At 68.5% G+C, this 16,665-nt stretch carries 14 protein-coding genes and 1 tRNA gene; 9 read left to right on the forward strand and 6 right to left on the reverse strand.

Going from position 1 to position 16,665, the window contains the following annotated elements; all coding sequences use genetic code 11:
• Window positions 1-30: 30 nt before the first annotated feature.
• Window positions 31-846 (forward strand): bifunctional DNA-formamidopyrimidine glycosylase/DNA-(apurinic or apyrimidinic site) lyase, encoded by an 816-nt coding sequence (gene mutM, locus ASF45_RS30130; protein WP_056672415.1) that lies wholly within the window; start codon window positions 31-33, stop codon window positions 844-846.
• Window positions 843-1,916 (forward strand): A/G-specific adenine glycosylase, encoded by a 1,074-nt coding sequence (gene mutY, locus ASF45_RS30135; protein WP_056672417.1) that lies wholly within the window; start codon window positions 843-845, stop codon window positions 1,914-1,916. Before mutM ends, mutY begins: the two co-directional genes overlap by 4 nt.
• Here the strand turns inward: mutY and rapZ are convergent.
• Genes rapZ through ASF45_RS30150 form a run of 3 tightly spaced genes read right to left on the reverse strand, consistent with a single transcriptional unit; the run spans window position 1,870 to window position 5,341 of the window.
• Complete coding sequence (rapZ, locus tag ASF45_RS30140; protein WP_255357815.1) at window positions 1,870-2,802, reverse strand: RNase adapter RapZ; 933 nt, start codon at window positions 2,800-2,802, stop codon at window positions 1,870-1,872. The genes mutY and rapZ overlap by 47 nt on opposite strands.
• Entirely contained in the window at window positions 2,799-4,433 is a 1,635-nt protein-coding gene (gene recN, locus ASF45_RS30145; RefSeq protein WP_235581079.1) for a DNA repair protein RecN, read from the reverse strand. Before recN ends, rapZ begins: the two co-directional genes overlap by 4 nt.
• Before the next feature lie 14 nt (window positions 4,434-4,447).
• Window positions 4,448-5,341: an NAD kinase gene (locus ASF45_RS30150; RefSeq protein ID WP_056672421.1), complete on the reverse strand. Its 894-nt coding sequence runs from the start codon at window positions 5,339-5,341 to the stop codon at window positions 4,448-4,450.
• 28 nt (window positions 5,342-5,369) lie between these two features.
• Here ASF45_RS30150 and hrcA point away from each other — a divergent pair, with 28 nt between their 5' ends.
• From hrcA to ASF45_RS30165, 3 genes are all read left to right on the forward strand, one after another.
• Entirely contained in the window at window positions 5,370-6,371 is a 1,002-nt protein-coding gene (hrcA, locus tag ASF45_RS30155; RefSeq protein ID WP_056672423.1) for a heat-inducible transcriptional repressor HrcA, read from the forward strand.
• Between the two features lie 59 nt (window positions 6,372-6,430).
• Window positions 6,431-6,508: transfer RNA gene (locus ASF45_RS30160), tRNA-Ile, on the forward strand.
• A gap of 182 nt (window positions 6,509-6,690) precedes the next feature.
• Window positions 6,691-7,410 (forward strand): trypsin-like peptidase domain-containing protein, encoded by a 720-nt coding sequence (locus ASF45_RS30165; protein ID WP_056672425.1) that lies wholly within the window; start codon window positions 6,691-6,693, stop codon window positions 7,408-7,410.
• Window positions 7,411-7,414: 4 nt separating this feature from the next.
• On the opposite strand, the gene ASF45_RS30170 is transcribed toward ASF45_RS30165, so the two are convergent.
• From ASF45_RS30170 to ASF45_RS30180, 3 genes are read right to left on the reverse strand one after another with little or no spacing between them, the layout of a single operon-like run.
• A complete protein-coding gene (locus tag ASF45_RS30170) occupies window positions 7,415-8,545 on the reverse strand; it encodes an acyl-CoA dehydrogenase family protein (RefSeq protein WP_056672427.1) in 1,131 nt (376 codons plus the stop codon).
• Between the two features lie 4 nt (window positions 8,546-8,549).
• Window positions 8,550-9,743, reverse strand: a complete 1,194-nt coding sequence (locus tag ASF45_RS30175) for an acyl-CoA dehydrogenase family protein (protein WP_056672429.1) — start codon at window positions 9,741-9,743, stop codon at window positions 8,550-8,552.
• A 7-nt stretch (window positions 9,744-9,750) separates the two neighbouring features.
• The gene (locus tag ASF45_RS30180) at window positions 9,751-10,515 is read right to left on the reverse strand and encodes an SDR family NAD(P)-dependent oxidoreductase (RefSeq protein WP_056672431.1); all 765 of its coding nucleotides are present in this window, start codon (window positions 10,513-10,515) and stop codon (window positions 9,751-9,753) included.
• A 272-nt stretch (window positions 10,516-10,787) separates the two neighbouring features.
• On the opposite strand from ASF45_RS30180, the gene ASF45_RS30185 reads away from it, so the two are divergent.
• Genes ASF45_RS30185 through ASF45_RS30200 form a run of 4 tightly spaced genes read left to right on the forward strand, consistent with a single transcriptional unit; the run spans window position 10,788 to window position 16,101 of the window.
• The gene (locus ASF45_RS30185; RefSeq protein WP_056672433.1) at window positions 10,788-11,744 is read left to right on the forward strand and encodes an ABC transporter permease; all 957 of its coding nucleotides are present in this window, start codon (window positions 10,788-10,790) and stop codon (window positions 11,742-11,744) included.
• Complete coding sequence (locus ASF45_RS30190) at window positions 11,745-12,641, forward strand: ABC transporter permease (RefSeq protein ID WP_082551360.1); 897 nt, start codon at window positions 11,745-11,747, stop codon at window positions 12,639-12,641. It abuts the gene before it with no gap.
• 36 nt (window positions 12,642-12,677) lie between these two features.
• Window positions 12,678-14,366: an ABC transporter substrate-binding protein gene (locus tag ASF45_RS30195; RefSeq protein WP_056672435.1), complete on the forward strand. Its 1,689-nt coding sequence runs from the start codon at window positions 12,678-12,680 to the stop codon at window positions 14,364-14,366.
• 52 nt (window positions 14,367-14,418) lie between these two features.
• Window positions 14,419-16,101: an ABC transporter substrate-binding protein gene (locus ASF45_RS30200; protein WP_056672437.1), complete on the forward strand. Its 1,683-nt coding sequence runs from the start codon at window positions 14,419-14,421 to the stop codon at window positions 16,099-16,101.
• Window positions 16,102-16,665 lie beyond the last annotated feature (564 nt).

A 16,665-nucleotide genomic window follows, 5' to 3' on the forward strand; every position in this document is an offset into this window, starting at 1 on the left:
CATAATGCAGCCCGCCAAGCCCCACGGACCATGCCTGAACTGCCAGAAGTCGAAGTCACGCGCCGCAGTTTTGCCGAGCGCATCGCCGGCGCGACCGTGACCGGTGTGCGCCTGGGCAAGCCGCTGCGCTGGGCCCTGGGTGTCGCACCCGAGGCCCTGGTCGGCCGCCGCGTGCAGGCCGTGCGCCGGCGCGGCAAGTACCTGCTGCTGGACCTGGACCGCGGCCTCTTGCTGCTGCACCTGGGCATGTCGGGCAGCCTGCGCTTCGACCTGCAGATGCAGCCCGCAGGCCCGCACGACCACTTCGACCTGGAAACCTCGCTGGGCCTGTTGCGCCTGCACGATCCGCGCCGCTTCGGCGCCGTCGTGCATGCCGACAGCCAGGACGCGCCCGAGGCGGTGAAGCTGCTCGGCCGCCTGGGCGTGGAGCCACTGGACGAAGGCTTCGACGCCGCTGTCTTCCACGCCGGCCTGCGCCTGCGCGCGGCGCCCATCAAGCAGGTGTTGCTGGCCGGCGAACTCGTGGTCGGCGTGGGCAACATCTATGCGTCCGAGGCCTTGTTCCTGGCCGGCATCCGCCCGACCACGCGGGCGCGGCGCATCGGGCCGCTGCGCGCGCGCAAGCTGCATGCGGCCGTGCGCGAAGTGCTGGCGCGCGCCGTGCAGCGCGGCGGCAGCAGCCTGCGCGACTTCTCCAATGCCTACGGCGAGCAGGGACACTTCCAGTTGGAAACCATGGTTTACGACCGAGAAGGCCTGCCGTGCCGCGTCTGCGGCACGCCGATCCGCGCGCTGCGCCAGGGCCAGCGCTCGACCTTCTTCTGCCCCCAGTGTCAGAAGGCATGAGCGGACCGGATCCGCGCGAGCCCGGTTGGGCGGCGCAGCAGGTCGTGCAGTGGCAGGCCACCCATGGCCGCCATGCGCTGCCCTGGCAGAACACGCGCGATCCGTACCGGGTCTGGCTGTCCGAGATCATGCTGCAGCAGACCCAGGTCGCTGCCGTGCTGGGCTACTACGCGCGTTTCCTCGCGCGCTTTCCCGACGTGCAGGCCTTGGCCGCCGCCAGCGAGGACGATGTCTTCGCGCACTGGGCGGGCTTGGGCTACTACAGCCGCGCACGCAACCTGCACGCCTGCGCGCGCCAGGTGGTGGCCTTGCACGGCGGGCAGTTCCCACGCACGGCCGAGGCCTTGCAGACGCTGCCCGGCATCGGTCGTTCCACGGCTTCGGCGGTCGCGTCCTTCTGCTTCGCCGAGCGTGTGGCCATCCTGGACGGCAACGTCAAGCGGGTGCTCACACGGCTGCTGGGCTATGGCGAAGACCTGGCCGAGGCCCGCCACGAGCGCGCGCTCTGGGCGCTGGCGACCGAGCTGCTGCCGCAGACCGACCTGGGCCAGGCCATGCCACGCTACACCCAGGGCCTGATGGACCTGGGGGCCACGGTCTGCACGGCGCGCAGCCCCTCCTGCCTGTTGTGCCCGCTGCAGTCGCGCTGCGTGGCCCGGCATGAAGGCCGCATGCAGGACTACCCGGTCAAGACGCGCAAGCTCAAGCGCAGCCGCGCCGACTGGTGGCTGCTGTGGGCCGAGGACTCTGATGGCCGCATCTTCATCGCGCGGCGCCCGTCCACGGGCATCTGGTCGGGCCTGCACTGCCTGCCCGTGTTCGAGGACGAGGATGCGCTGCTGGCCGCCCTGCCGGCCGGCGCGCGCGCGCAGGTCCAGCCGCTGCCGCCTTTCACGCATGTGCTGACGCACAAGGACCTGCTGCTGCACCCCGTCTACGTGCAGCTGTCGCAGGGCGACCTGCCGCGCGAAGGTCAGTGGCTGCTGCCCGAGGAGCTGGCCGGCATCGGCCTGCCGGCCCCGGTCAAAAAACTGTTGAGCCCCATTTCGGGTCTGGCGCCGGCCCCATGACGCTGCTGGCGTGGGCGTCCATCTCCCGGTGGCGCTTGAGCGTGACCCAGTTGCGGCTGAAGCTCTTGGCCAGTTGCTCGACCAGGTAGACCGAGCGGTGCTGGCCGCCCGTGCAGCCGATGCCCACCGTGACGTAGCTGCGGTGGTCGCGCGCGAGCGGCTCCATCCAGTGCGTGAGGAAGCGCTCGATGTGCGCGAACATCTGGCCGACCTCGGCGCTCTGGCTGAGGAAGTCGGCCACCGGCGCGTCCATGCCGGTCAGGGGCCGCAGGTCCGGGTCGTAGTGCGGGTTGGGGAGCATGCGCACGTCGAACACGTAGTCCGCATCGAGCGGGATGCCGCGCTTGAACGCGAAGGACTCGAACACCAGCGTGAGCTGGCTGTTGGGCGCGGCGATCAGCGACTTGACGTAGCCCTGCAGCTGCGAGGCGCGGATGATGCTCGTGTCGATCACATGCGCCTGCTCGCGCAGGTCGGCCAGCAACTCGCGCTCGAGCTCGATGGCCTCGTAGAGTGCGTTCTGCTGGTCCAGCAGGTCGCGCCGCGACAGCGGATGGCGGCGCCGCGTCTCGGAATAGCGCCGCACGAGCGTGTCGGTGCCGGCATCCAGGAACAGCGACTTGACCGTCACGCCCTGGCTGCGCAGGGCCGCGAGCTGTGCCGGCACGAGGGGGAGAGAGGTGGCGCTGCGCACGTCCATGGCAATCGCCACGCGCCGGCTGCCGTGCTTTTGCTCCAGCTCCGCGAGGTTCAGCAGCAATTCGGGCGGCAGGTTGTCGACACAGTAGTAGCCTGCATCTTCCAGCGCGTGCAACGCCACCGACTTGCCCGAACCGGACATGCCGGTGATCAGCACGATGTCCAGGTTGCCGGGCTCCGTGCTCACGACCCCACCCCCAGCATCTCGCGCGCATGGGCCAGCGTGGTGCCCGACAGCCGCTCGCCCCCGAGCATGCGGGCCACCTCGGCCACGCGCTGCTCGCCCTGCACCTCGCCGACATGGCTGAGCGTCGCCGCGCCTTCGCGCTGCTTGGCGACGACCAGATGGTGGTCGGCACAGGCGGCCACCTGCGGTAGGTGGGTCACGGCCAGCACCTGGCGGTCGGTGCCCAACTGCTTCATGAGCCGGCCCACGGTTTCGGCCACGGCACCGCCCACGCCAGAATCGACCTCGTCGAAGATCAGCGTGGGCGCGCCGCCCAGCGCGCTGGTGGTCACGGCGATGGCCAGCGCGATGCGCGAGAGCTCGCCACCGGATGCCACCTTGCCCACCGGGCGCGGCGTGCTGCCCGCATGGCCGGCCACGAGGAACTGCACCTCGTCCAGACCATGGGCCGCCGGCTCGGCCAGCGGCTCCAGCGCCACGGCGAAGCGGCCGCCCTGCATGCCCAGGCTCTGCATGGCGGCCGTGATGGCCTTGGCCAGCTTGGGCGCGGCCTGGGCGCGGGCCTTGGCGATGCGCTTGGCCTCGGCCTCGAAGGCCGCGAAGGCCTGGCGCTCGTTGCGTTCCAGCGCGGCCAGGTCAGTGGCCGCGTCGAGCTTGGCGAGTTCCTCTTTCCAGCCGGTCCACAGGGCCGGCAGTTCGGCGGGCTGGCGCTTGTAGCGCCGGGCCAGGCCCATCCACTGGGCCAGTCGCTCGTCCAGCGCCGCCAGGCGCTCGGGGTCCAGTTCGGTACGGCGCTGGCTGGCGTGCAGCGAATGCAGTGCGTCCTCGGCCTGGGCGAGGCTGTTGGCCAGCACCTCGGCCATCTCGGCGTATTCGGGGGCCACGTGCTGCTGCTCGGCCAGCGCGGCATGGGCGCGGGTGAGGCCGCGCAGCGCGCCCTGGTCGTCGTCGTCGAGCGCGGCGATGGCCGTCTGCAACGCATCGATCAAGGCCTGGGCATGGGACAGGCGGCCGTGGTCGGCGTTCAGCGGCTCCCACTCGTCATCGCCGGGAGCGAGCTTGTCGACCTCGGCGATCTGCCAGGCCAGGCGCTCGCGTTCGCGCTGCAGCGAGTCCCGGGCCTGGCGCGCATCGGCCAGGCCGCGCGCGGCCGTGCGCCACCCGGCCCACAGGCGTTCCAGCGGCGCCAGGTCCAGCGCGGCGTAGCCGTCCAGCAGGCCGCGCACGCTCGCGGGGCGGGTCAGGCTCTGCCAGGCGTGCTGGCCATGGATGTCCAGCAGCAGTTCGCCCAGTTCGCGCAGCTGCGTGGCCGTGGCCGCGCTGCCGTTGATCCAGGCGCGGCTCTTGCCCTGGCTGTCCACACTGCGGCGCAGCAGCAATGCGTCCGGCGCGTCGAAGCCGGCCTGCTGCAGCCAGTCCAACACGGCCGGTGTGGCATCGAACTCGGCGCTGACCTCGCTGCGCGTCGCGCCTTCGCGCACCACACCTGCGTCGGCCCGGCTGCCCAGGGCCAGCTGCAGCGCATCGATCAGGATGGACTTGCCTGCGCCGGTCTCGCCGGTCAACACCGTGAAGCCGCCGGACAGGTCGAGTTCGAGTTCGCGCACGATCACGAAATCGCGCAGTTGCATGCGCCTGAGCATCTTCAGCCGCCTCCGTTCCAGTGCAGTTTGGCCCGCAGCGTGTCGAAATAGTGCCAGCCCTTGGGATGCAGGAAGCGCACACGGTGCTGCGAGCGCCGTACCGTGATGCGGTCGCCCTGCTGCAGCGAGGCCAGCGATTGCATGTCGAAATTGGCGCTGGCGTCGCGTTCGGACACCAGCTCGACGGCCACCTCGGCCGGGTCGGCCAGCACCAGCGGCCGGTTCGACAGCGAATGCGGCGCGATCGGCACCAGCACCCAGCCCGGGATCGACGGGTGCATGAGCGGCCCGCCGGCCGACAGCGCATAGGCCGTCGATCCGGTGGGCGTGGCGACGATCAGCCCGTCGCAGCGCTGGTTGGACATGAAATGCCCGTCGATCTCGATGCGCAGCTCCACCATGCCCGAGGTCGGGCCGCGGTTGATCACCACGTCGTTCATGGCGCGTGCGTCGAACACGCACTCGCCTGCGCGCATCACGCGCGCATGCATGAGGCTGCGATGGTCTTCTTCGTAGGCGCCGGCCAGCATGGGGGCCAGCGTGGTCTGGTAGCCCTCCAGCGGAATGTCGGTGATGAAGCCCAGCCGGCCCTGGTTGATGCCGATCAGCGGCACGCCGTAGGGCGCCAGCTGCCGGCCGATGCCCAGCATGGTGCCGTCGCCGCCGACCACCAGGGCCAGGTCGCACTGCTCGCCGATGGCCTCGATGTCCTGGGCCTCGAACTCGTGCAGACCGGCATTGGCCTGGGTCTGCCGGTCCACCACCAGCGTGCAGCCCTGGCTGACCAGGAACTGCGCGATCTCGCGCATGGCCGGTGACGGCGTCGAGGACGAACCGCCGAAGGCCGAAGGCTGGTACTTGCCGAACAGCGCGACCCGGCGGAACGTGGATTTCATTGGCAAATTACATCACTAAAATGTGCCAATGCTGGATGACAGAGCCAAGTTGTTGATGAAAGCGCTGGTCGAGCGCTACATCGCCGATGGCCAGCCCGTGGGCTCGCGGACATTGTCCAAGGCCTCGGGCCTGGAGCTCTCGCCGGCCACCATTCGCAACGTGATGTCCGACCTCGAGGAACTGGGCCTGATCGCCAGTCCCCATACCTCGGCCGGGCGCATCCCCACGGCCCGCGGCTACCGTCTGTTCGTCGACACCATGCTGACGGCCCAGCGTGACCAACTGCCGGCGCCGCGTCTGGCGGCCGAGCAGCCGCAGAAGGTCATCGCCAACGCGGCCAACCTCTTGTCCAGCCTGTCGCAGTTCGTCGGCGTCGTGCTGGCGCCGCGCCGGGCCTCGGTGTTCCACCACATCGAGTTCCTGCGCCTGTCCGAGCGGCGCGTGCTGGTCATCATCGTCTCGCCCGACGGCGACGTGCAGAACCGCGTGCTGTTCACCGAGGCCGACTACACCCAGTCGCAGCTGGTCGAGGCGGCCAACTACCTGAACGCCAACTATGTGGGCATGGCCTTCGAGCAGGTGCGCGACAAATTGGCCAGCGAGGTCGAGACCCTGCGCGGCGAGATCGCCACGCTGATGCAGGCCGCCGTCAACCTGAGCACCGATGCCTCGGACGCGCAGGACGAGGTCGTGATCTCGGGCGAGCGCAACCTGTTGGCCGTCAGCGATTTCTCCAGCGACATGCGGCACCTGCGCCGTGCCTTCGACCTGTTCGAGCAGAAGACGCAGTTGCTGCGCCTGCTTGACGTGTCCAGCCGCGCCGAGGGCGTGCGCATCTACATCGGCGGCGAGAGCCAGGTCGTTCCGTTCGAGGAGCTGTCCGTGGTCAGCGCGCCCTACGAGGTCGACGGCCAGATCGTCGGCACGCTGGGCGTGATCGGCCCCACGCGCATGCCCTACGACCGCATGATCCAGATCGTGGACATCACCTCCAAGCTGGTCAGCAACGCGCTGAGCCGGCCGCGGTAGGCCTTCACCGGACCCCTACAATCGGCGCCGCCCGCCACCGGTCGCGACCGGTACGGCGCGGGGCCCTAGCTCATGTTGGTTAGAGCAGCGGACTCATAATCCGTTGGTGCCGAGTTCGACTCTCGGGGGCCCTACCAACACCCTTGCAGTGCTTGAGGCCATGCCCGATGGGTGGCCCAGTGCCCATCGCTGGTCGGGCGCAGGTGTCCGCTGCGCCATCTGGGGCTTCGCCACAGACCTGTCAGACTCGCACCACGACCTTCCTGGTGCCCTGGCCGTCATTTCCATCTGAGCGCACTGCAATCCTGGAGCGCATGCAATGACGGAACCTCTTCTCCTGACCACCGCCCGGGTCACCACCTACGATGGCGACCGACTGCTGACCGGGGCCAGCGGCTTTTTCTTCGAGCGCGCGGCGCGGCTGTTCTTCGTGACGAGCCGGCATGTGTTGCAGAACGCGCCCAGCAAGCACCATCCCAACCGCATCGAGATCGAGCTGCACGTCGATGCCGTGGACCTCACGCGCTCGGCCATGCTGTCGGTCTGGTTGTTCAAGGACGGCAAGAGCCAGTGGCGCCAGGGCACGGACTCGGGCGGCGAGATCGACGTTGCCGTCGTCGAGATCGACCGTGCCGCCGTGCCTGCGGCGGCGGAGTTTCGCTGCTTCACCCCCGCCCACCTGCAGGTGGAGTTGAGCCAGGTGGAGGTCGGCACGGGGCTGCTGGTGGTCGGCTTCCCGCTGGGCTTTCACGACACGATGTACCACCTGCCCGTGGTGCGCCATGCCGTGATCGCTTCCGCCTTCGGCATCCGCTTCCAGGGGCAGGGCTTCTTCCTGACGGATGCGCGCACGCACCGTGGCACCAGCGGTGCGCCGGTCGTCATGCGCGATGCCACGGCCGGTGCGGCGCTGCCGTGGAAGCTGCTGGGCGTGCACTCCTCGCGCATCGACATGGGCACGCGGGACCTGGTTCAGGACGAGTCGCTCGGCTTGAACGCCGCCTGGTACGCCGCCATCCTGTTGACACTGACGGCCTGACGTCTCAGTAGCCGCCCGCCGTGGCCAGCCGGTCGGCGTGAAAGCCCGCGTCGCCGTAGCGCTCCTGCAGCACGCGCACGCGCTTCATGAAGAACCCCATCTCGAATTCGTCGGTCATGCCCATGCCGCCGTGCATCTGCACGCCTTCCTGCACCGCCAGCAGGGCGCTGCGGCCGGCGCGTGACTTGGCGACCGACACGGCCGCGCTGGCCTGGGCGGGATTGGCGTCCAGCGCCTGCAGCGCCTGGCCGACGGCGGCGCGCGCCAGTTCGATGTCCACCATGAGCACCGCGGCACGGTGCTGCAGCGCCTGGAACTCGCCGATCACGCGGTCGAACTGGCGGCGCTCCTTGAGGTAGGCCAGCGTCCGCGCGAACACCTCGTCGGCAATGCCCAGCAGTTCGGCCGCGGCCGCGGCACGGCCCGCGTCCAGCGCGGCCTGCAGCGCGGCGCCGCCCTGGTCGGGCGCGCCGAGCAGGGCATCGGCGCCCAGGCGCACGTCCTGCAGCACCAGCCGGGCCGAGGCCTGCGCATCGACCATGGCCACGCGCTCGGTCTGCAGACCGGGCGTGCCTTGCGGCAGCACGAACAGGCCGATATCGCCGGGCGCGCTGCCCGTACGGGCCACCACGACCAGCAGGTCGGCTGCATGGCCGAACTCGACGAAGGTCTTGCGGCCGTTCAACACCCAGCCGTCGCCGTCGCGCCGCGCGCTCAGCGCGATCTGCTGCGGATCGTGCTTGCTGCGTTCGTCCACAGCCAGCGCAGCGATGCGCTCGCCGCTCGCAATCGCCGGCAGCAGCGCTGCGCATTGGGCCGCGCTGCCCGCGGCGCGGATCGCACTTGCCGCCACCACGGCGGAGGCCGAGAAGGGCAGCACGCTCAGGTGCCGGCCGATCTCCTGCAGCAGCAGGCCGGCGTCGGCATGGCCCAGGCCCAGGCCGCCATGCGCTTCCGGCACCAGCATGCCCGTGAAGCCCAGGCCGGTGAAGCGTTGCCACAGCGCGCGGTCGAAGCCATCGCCCGTGGCCTGCGCGCGCAGGCTGCGCAGCTGCGCCACGGGCGCCTGTTCGGACAGGAAGGCCCGCGCGCTGTCGCGCAGCATGGTCTGTTCCTGTGTGGGGAGGTAGGACATGGGGTCAGGCTCCGGGCAGTTCGAGGATGCGTTTGGCGACCACGTTGAGCTGCACCTCGCTGGTGCCGCCCTCGATGGAATTGCCCTTGGTGCGCAGCCAGGCGCGCGCGGCGTGGCCCTGCTGCGAGCGCGCACTCTCCCACTCCAGCACATCGCTGCCGCCAGCGGCCATCAGCAGTTCGTGGCGGCGCTTGTTGAGCTCGGCGCCGTAGTACTTGAGCACCGAGGAGAAGGCCGGATGCGCCTGGCCCGCGCGCGCCACCTCGCCAAAGCGTGCCAGCAGCGCGCGGAAGGCGGCCTCGTCGACCTCGAACTCGGCGATCTGCGCGCGCAGCAGCGGGTCGGCCAGGCGGCCCTGCGCGTCCGCGCCCACCTGCTCCAGCGCCGTGCGGCCCAGCGGCGTGGGTGCGGCGCGGTCGCCGATCGCGCTGATCATCTCGCGCTCGTGCGTGAGCAGGTACTTGGCGACTGTCCAGCCCGCGCCGGCCTGGCCGACCAGGTTGCGCTTGTCCACGCGCACGTTGTCGAAGAAGGTCTCGCAGAACGGCGACTTGCCCGAGATCAGCAGGATGGGCCGGGTCGAGACGCCGGGGCTGGCCATGTCGAACAGCACGAAGCTGATGCCGGTGTGCTTGCTGGCTTTCGGGTCGGTGCGCACCAGGCAGAAGATCCAGTCGGCCTTGTCGGCATACGAGGTCCAGATCTTCTGGCCGTTGACGACGAAGTGGTCGCCCCGGTCTTCGGCGCGCGTCTGCAGCGAAGCCAGGTCCGAGCCCGCGCCGGGCTCGGAATAGCCCTGGCACCAGCGGATCTCGCCGCGCGCGATCGGCGGCAGGTGTTCGAGCTTCTGCGCCTCGGTGCCGAACTTGAGCAGCGCCGGGCCCAGCATCCAGATGCCGAAGCTCGAGAGCGGCGGCCGGCAGCCCAGCGCGCGCATCTCCTGCGCCAGCACCTTGGCCTGCTCGGGCGAGAGGCCGCCACCGCCGTAGTCGCGCGGCCAGGCCGGCACGGTCCAGCCGCGCGCGGCCATGCGCTGCAGCCACAGGCGCTGGGCCTCGCTGCTGAAGCGCGCGTTGCGGCCACCCCAGCAGATGTCGTCCTCGCTCGCCACGGGCTGGCGCATCTCGGGCGGGCAGTTGGCTTCGAGCCACGCGCGCGTCTCGGCGCGGAAGGTGGCGAGTGCTTCTTCGCTGTGCATGGTGGCCTCAGATGGTCACGCCGCCGTCGACCACGATGGCCTGGCCGGTCATGAACGAACCGGCCTTCGACGCCAGGAACACCGCCGCCCCGGCGATCTCGTCGGGCTCGCCGATGCGCCGCAGCGGCGCGTTGGCCGTGGCCTTGGCCAGCGTGTCCGGGTTCTCCCAGAGCGCGCGTGCGAAGTCGGTGCGGATCAGGCCGGGTGCGATGCAGTTCACGCGCACGTTGTGCGGGCCGTACTCCACCGCGAGGTTGCGCGCCAGCTGGAAGTCGGCTGCCTTGGAGATGTTGTAGGCCCCGATCACGGGCGAGCCGCGCAGGCCGCCGATGGACGAGACGATGACGATGGCACCGTCCCTGCGCTCGACCATCTGCGGCGCGACGAAGCCGATCAGCCAGTGGTTGGCGATCACGTTGTTCTCCAGCACCTTGCGGAACTGCTCGTCCGCGATGCCGGCCATGGGCCCGTAGTAGGGGTTGGACGCGGCGTTGCAGACCAGGATGTCGATGGCGCCCATCTGCAGACGGGTCTCATCCACCAGGTGCTTGAGCTCGTCTTTGGACGAGATGTTGGCCGGCACCGCGATCGCACGGCCCGCACCATGGCGCGCGTTGATCGCAGCCGCCACCTCGTCGCAGGGCCCGGCCTTGCGCGAGGAGATGACCACGCGCGCGCCTTGCTCGGCCATGCGCTCGGCGATGGCGCGGCCGATGCCGCGCGACGAGCCGGTGATGACGGCGACCTTGCCGTCGAGTGCGAAAAGTGACATCGCTTGCTCCTGTGTGTGGTCGTTCCGATGAAACCTCATTTTCTAAACCCATCACCAAGTGGGTCTTGTAATGTGAGAGACATCCACGGGTGGGGCATACCCCACGTTCCAATTTCGGACCGAATCACTAGACTGCGCTGACCAAAACGCCCCGCGGCACAGCGCTGCCAGCAGCGGGCGCACCGACATCAAGGAGACACATGCGATCACCCCTGACGCTTCGCCAACGATGTTCCCTGGCCGCCAGTGCGGGTGGTGGGCGGGGCTGAGCCATGCACGCCTACGTCGCCCGCCGCCTGCTCGCGCTGTTGCCGACCCTGGTCATCGCCAGCCTGATCGTGTTCATCTCGATCCGGCTCATCCCCGGCGATGTGGTCGACCTCATGCTCAGCAACAACGACATCTCGGCCGAGCCCAAGAGCCGTGAGCAGCTCATCGCCGCACTGGGCCTGGACAAGCCGATGTGGCAGCAGTACCTGCTCTGGGTGCGCGCCATCGTGTTCCATGGCGACCTGGGCACCTCGCTCTGGCAGGGCACCTCCGTGGCCGAGCAGATCGGCCACCGCCTGCCCGTGACCATGGAACTCGGCCTCATCGCGCTGGTGGTCTCGCTCACGATGGCACTGCCCATCGGCATCTACTCGGCCATGCGCCAGGACACGGCGGGCGACTACGTCGCGCGCTCCTTCTCCATCCTGTTGCTGGCCGTGCCCAGCTTCTGGCTCGGCACCATGGTGGTGGTGTTCCCCTCGATCTGGTGGGGCTGGTCGCCACCCATCGACTACGTGGGTTTCTTCGCCAACCCCTGGCAGAACCTGCAGCAGATGGTGGTGCCGGGCATCGTGCTCGGGACCTCGCTGTCGGCCATCACCATGCGCATGACACGCACCATGATGCTGGAGGTGCTGCGCCAGGACTACATCCGCACCGCGCAGGCCAAGGGCCTCAGCGAGCGCGTGATCGTGCTGCGCCATGCGCTGCGCAACGCGCTGATCCCGGTGGTCACCCTGATCGGCCTGCAGGCCCCGCTGCTGCTGGGCGGGGCCGTGATCATCGAGCAGATCTTCGTGATCCCCGGCATGGGCATGCTGCTGCTCGAAGCCGTGAGCCAGCGCGACTACCCCATCGTCACCGGCGTGTTCCTGATCGTCGGCGTGGCGGTGTTGTTCATCAACCTGTTGGTCGACCTGAGCTATGGCCTGCTCGATCCCAAAGTGAGGACACGCTGAATGACGGCTGCCACCACCCTCCCCACCGCGTCTCCGGTGCCGGTCACCGGCGGTGTCTTCGCCTTCCTGCGCCGGCTCGTGCGCGAGAAGCCGCTCGGCGCAGCCGGCGGCGCGCTGCTGCTGTTCTTCCTGTTCTGCGGCGTGTTCGCGGACTTCATCGCACCCTTCGGCTTCAACGACATCGCGCCGGCCGAACGCCTCAAGCCGCCGAGCGCTGCCCACTGGTTCGGCACCGACAACCTGGGCCGCGACCTGCTGTCGCGCTGCATCTACGGCGCGCAGCTGTCGGTGATCATCGGCTGTGCGGCGGCTCTGCTGGCCACCGTGATCTCGGCCGTGCTGGGCATCGTGAGCGGCTACTTCGGTGGCAAGATCGACCTGTTCATGCAGCGCTTCGTCGACGCCTGGATGAGCTTTCCCGACCTCGTGGTGCTGATCGTGGTGGTCTCGGTGCTGGGCCCGGGCATGCCGCAGATCATCGTCACGCTGGGCGTGCTGCTGGGCATCGCCGGCTCGCGCATCGTGCGTTCGGCCGTGATCTCGGTGCGCGAGAACACCTATGTGCACGCCGCGCAGTCGCTCGGTGCCTCGACACCGCGCATCCTGTGGCGCCACGTGCTGCCCAACGTGATGCCGCCCATCATCGTGCTGTTCACCACGCGCGTGGGCACGGCCATCCTGGCCGAGTCGGGCCTGTCCTTTCTGGGCCTGGGCGTGCCGCCGCCGGCGCCGACCTGGGGCTCCATGCTGTCGGGCAGCGGCCGCACCTTCATGTTCGAAGGGCCCTGGCTCGCGCTGGCGCCGGGCCTGTGCCTGACGGCCGTGGTCTACGCCACCAACGTGTTCGGCGACGCCTTGCGCGACCTGCTCGACCCGCGCATGCGCGGCACGCGCTGAGCGAGCGCCATTCCAAAAAAGAAAAGGAGACACCGCATGACTTCATCCCGCAAGTTCGCCAGCGTCCTCGTGGCCGCGCTGGCCGCCGCGTCGGCCTTCGCCCAGGCCCCTGCCAAGCCCCAGTACGGCGGCACCGTCAACATCGGCACCATCTTCCTCACGGTGCCGCCGCTGTCCTTCGACAGCGCCGACTGGACCTGGAAGTTCAACCACGACATGGGCCTGGCCTACGAGTCCCTGTTCGCGGCCGACCTCTCCAAGGCCAAGCGCAATGGCGGCCCCTACGACTTCACGATCGACGCCTTCCTGCCCAGCGATGCCATCCGCGGCGAGCTGGCCGAAAGCTGGAAGATGCTGGACAACCCGCGCCGCGTGGAGGTCAAGCTGCGCAAGGGCGTGATGTTCCCTGCCAAGGAAGGGGTCATGGCCGCGCGCGAGCTCACGGCGCAGGACGTGGTCTACAGCTACAACCGCTACGAGCAGAGCGCCAAGAAGATCCCCAACTACTACGACCACGTCGAGAAGGTGGAGGCCACGGACGCCAGCACCGTGGTGTTCACGTTCAAGGCCTTCCACGCCGAGTGGGACTACCGCTTCGGCTGGGGCTACTACTCGGCCATCGTGCCCAAGGAGGTCGTGGAGGCCGGCGCCAAGGACTGGCGCAAGGCCAACGGCACCGGCCCCTTCGGCATCAGCAACTACGTGCAGGGCAACACCGTCACCTTCACGAAGAACGCGAACTACTGGGACAGCGAGACCATCGCCGGCCAGAAGTACAAGCTGCCCTTCGTCGACACCATCAACTACCGGCAGATCAAGGACGAGTCGACCTACCTCACGGCGCTGCGCACGGGCCGCCTGGACCTGCTGGAGGTGGTGGGCTGGACGGCGGTGGACGAGCTCAAGAAGAGCGCGCCGCAGCTGCAGTGGAGCCGCTACCTGGCCGTCAACGGGCCCGTGCTGGCGCTGCGTGTGGACACCAAGCCCTTCGACGACATCCGCGTGCGGCGCGCGCTGAACATGGCGGTCGACCGCGACCAGATCATGAAGTCGTTCTACGGCGGCAATGCCGAGTTGATGTCGTACCCGATGCATCCCTCGTACGGCGCGTACCACGAGCCCGTGTCGTCCATGCCGGCCAGCATCCAGGCGCTGTTCAAGTACGACCCCGAGCAGGCCAAGAAGCTGCTGGCAGAGGCCGGCCTGGCCAAGGGCTTCACGTTCAAGGTGCAGACGCATTCCGGCAGCCTGGACAACGACCTGCTCTCCCTGATCTCTGCCCAGCTGGCCAAGGTCAACGTCAAGATGGAGATCCAGGTCATGGAGTACCCGGCCTACCTGTCGGCCATGACCACCAAGACCAACGCGCCGGGCTACTTCGTGAACCTGGCGGCCACCAACCCGACCACCGCGCTGCGCAAGACCTTCGTCACGGGCCAGACCTGGAACCCTTCGCAGTACAGCGACCCGGCCTTCGACAAGCAGGTCGACGCCATGCTGGCCGAGCCCGACGAGGCCAAGCGCCAGCAGCTTCTGCGCGGCATGACGCGCGAGATCCTCGACAAGGCGCCGCACATCTGGCTGCCCACGCCCTACCGCTACACGGCCTGGTGGCCCTGGGTCAAGAACTACAACGGCGAGCTGCGCGCGGGCGCGGAGCGGCCGGGCCCGATCCATGCGCGCATCTGGGTCGACCAGGAGCTCAAGAAGAAAATGGGTTTCTGACGCAGCACGGCGCCATTGCAGGGCGCACGACCCGCCACGAGAAGGAGACAGCATGACCCCATTGCGCACCATCGCCGGCCTGGCGTGGTTGGCCGCCGGCGCGGCATTCGCCCAGGCCCCCGCCAAACCGCAGTACGGCGGCACGCTCAACGTGGGCACGGTCTACGTCACGCGCACCGCGCTGTCGTGGGACGGTGCCGACTGGAACTGGAAGTTCAACCACGACGCTGGCCAGATGTACGAACAGCTGTTCGCGGCCGACCTGTCCAAGGCCCAGCGCAACGGCGGCAAGCAGGCCTTCGCGGCCGATGCCTGGGTGCCGACCGAGGCCATGCGCGGTGAGCTCGCCGAGAGCTGGACCTGGACCGACCCGCTCACGCTCACCGTCAAGCTGCGCAAGGGCATCAAGTTCCCGGCCAAGGAGGGCGTGATGGCCGAGCGCGAGCTCGTGGCCGACGACGTGGTGTATTCCTACAACCGCCAGGACAAGAGCCCCAAGAGGATCCCGACCTACTTCGACCACATCGACAAGGTGGAGGCGACCGACAAGCACACCGTGGTGTTCCGCTTCAAGAGCTTCAACGCCGAGTGGGACTACCGCTGGGGCTGGGGCTACTACTCCAGCGTGGTGCCGCGCGAGGTGGTGGAAGCCGGCGCCGGCGACTGGCGCAAGGCCAACGGCACCGGCCCCTTCCTGCTCAGCAACTTCGTGGCGGGCAACTCCAACACCTACGTCAAGAACCCCGGCTACTGGGACAAGGAAACCATCGGCGGCCAGGCCTACCAGCTGCCCTTCGTCGACAGCGTCACCTACCGCACGATCAAGGACGAATCGTCCCAGCTGACGGCGCTGCGCACGGCGCGGCTCGACATCCTGGAGACCATCCGCTGGACCTCGGTGGACGAACTCAAGAAGAACGCACCGGCACTCAAGTGGAAGCGCTTCCTGGCCACCAGCGCCAACTACCTGGCCATGCGCGTGGACCAGAAGCCCTTCGACGACATCCGCGTGCGGCGTGCGCTGAACATGGCGGTCAACAAGCAGGAGGTGGTGAAACAGTTCTACGGCGGCAACGCCGAGCTGTTCAGCTTCCCGATGAGCCCGGCCTTCGAGGGCTACTACGAGCCGCTGTCGGCCATGCCGCCGGAGGTCCAGCAGCTGTTCACCTACGACGTCGAGGGCGCCAAGCAGCTGCTGGCCGAGGCCGGCCATGCCAAGGGCTTCAGTTTCAAGGTGCAGGTCTGCGCCTGCGAACCCAACAGCATGGAGCTGCTGCAGATGCTGGCCGGCTACCTGCAGAAGGTGGGTGTGCGCATGGAGATCCAGTCGATGGAGTACGCGCCCTTCCTGTCGGCCATGACGTCCAAGACCAATGCGCCGGGCTACTACATGAGCAACGGCTTCACCAACCCCACGACCTCGCTGCGCAAGAACTTCCTGACCGGCCAGACCTGGAACGCCGCGCAATGGGCCGACCCCAAGTTCGACGCCCAGATGGAGGCCATCTACGCCGAGCGCGACGAGCCCGCGCGCCAGGCCAAGGTCAAGCAGGCCACGCGCGACATCCTGGCCGGTGCGCCCTACATCTTCATGCCCACGCCGTACTACTACGCGGCCTGGTGGCCCTGGGTGAAGAACTATGACGGCGAGCTGTTCGCGGGCGCTGCGCGGCCGGGGCCGATCTACGCGCGCATGTGGATCGACCAGGACCTCAAGAAGAAGATGGGGTTCTGAAATGTGGCGCGCTCAGCTACCGAGATGCGGCTCCAGGCCGACGGGCCGAGCGCAGCGATGGCCCGATTCCCAGGCCGAGCGAAGCGATGGCCCGGATCGAAAAATCCCCTGTGCCCCTGCCGAGGAGCGCAGCGCCATGGGCTGCGCGGGGAACCTCGCGCTTTGTCATCTGACTCATTGCGCTTGTTCGAATGCAGTGAACGAAGTGAACAGCATGAGTTGCGCAATGCAGCCCATGGCGCGAGCACCGCAGGTTGCCCGGAGCGCNGAACTGACTCATTGCGCTTGTTCGAATGCAGTGAACGAAGTGAACAGCATGAGTTGCGCAATGCAGCCCATGGCGCGAGCACCGCAGGTTGCCCGGAGCGCCAGCGGAGGGACAGGGGCACCGGGGTCGCCTTCTTTTGCCTACTTTTCTTGGCGGGACAAGAAAAGTAGGTCGGGGTGTGGGGGAGAAGCCCCCACCTCCTCACTTCGATCCACCGTAGTGTCATTTGCTGGCACCGGAGGCCGGGATGTGCGCCCGGCAGCGCAGTCACTTTCTCTTGTTCCGCCAAGAGAAAG

This window comes from Pseudorhodoferax sp. Leaf265, from assembly GCF_001422365.1.
Classification (GTDB): Bacteria; Pseudomonadota; Gammaproteobacteria; order Burkholderiales; family Burkholderiaceae_C; genus Pseudorhodoferax.

Coding starts and splice junctions, on each gene's coding strand:
- ASF45_RS30170 (WP_056672427.1), bottom strand. CDS start 8,545: ATGTCCTACCTCCCCACACAGGAACAGACCATGCTGCGCGACAGCGCG.
- ASF45_RS30200 (WP_056672437.1), top strand. CDS start 14,419: ATGACCCCATTGCGCACCATCGCCGGCCTGGCGTGGTTGGCCGCCGGC.
- mutM (WP_056672415.1), top strand. CDS start 31: ATGCCTGAACTGCCAGAAGTCGAAGTCACGCGCCGCAGTTTTGCCGAG.
- recN (WP_235581079.1), bottom strand. CDS start 4,433: ATGCAACTGCGCGATTTCGTGATCGTGCGCGAACTCGAACTCGACCTG.
- mutY (WP_056672417.1), top strand. CDS start 843: ATGAGCGGACCGGATCCGCGCGAGCCCGGTTGGGCGGCGCAGCAGGTC.
- ASF45_RS30180 (WP_056672431.1), bottom strand. CDS start 10,515: ATGTCACTTTTCGCACTCGACGGCAAGGTCGCCGTCATCACCGGCTCG.
- ASF45_RS30195 (WP_056672435.1), top strand. CDS start 12,678: ATGACTTCATCCCGCAAGTTCGCCAGCGTCCTCGTGGCCGCGCTGGCC.
- ASF45_RS30150 (WP_056672421.1), bottom strand. CDS start 5,341: ATGAAATCCACGTTCCGCCGGGTCGCGCTGTTCGGCAAGTACCAGCCT.
- ASF45_RS30185 (WP_056672433.1), top strand. CDS start 10,788: ATGCACGCCTACGTCGCCCGCCGCCTGCTCGCGCTGTTGCCGACCCTG.
- hrcA (WP_056672423.1), top strand. CDS start 5,370: ATGCTGGATGACAGAGCCAAGTTGTTGATGAAAGCGCTGGTCGAGCGC.
- ASF45_RS30175 (WP_056672429.1), bottom strand. CDS start 9,743: ATGCACAGCGAAGAAGCACTCGCCACCTTCCGCGCCGAGACGCGCGCG.
- ASF45_RS30190 (WP_082551360.1), top strand. CDS start 11,745: ATGACGGCTGCCACCACCCTCCCCACCGCGTCTCCGGTGCCGGTCACC.
- ASF45_RS30165 (WP_056672425.1), top strand. CDS start 6,691: ATGACGGAACCTCTTCTCCTGACCACCGCCCGGGTCACCACCTACGAT.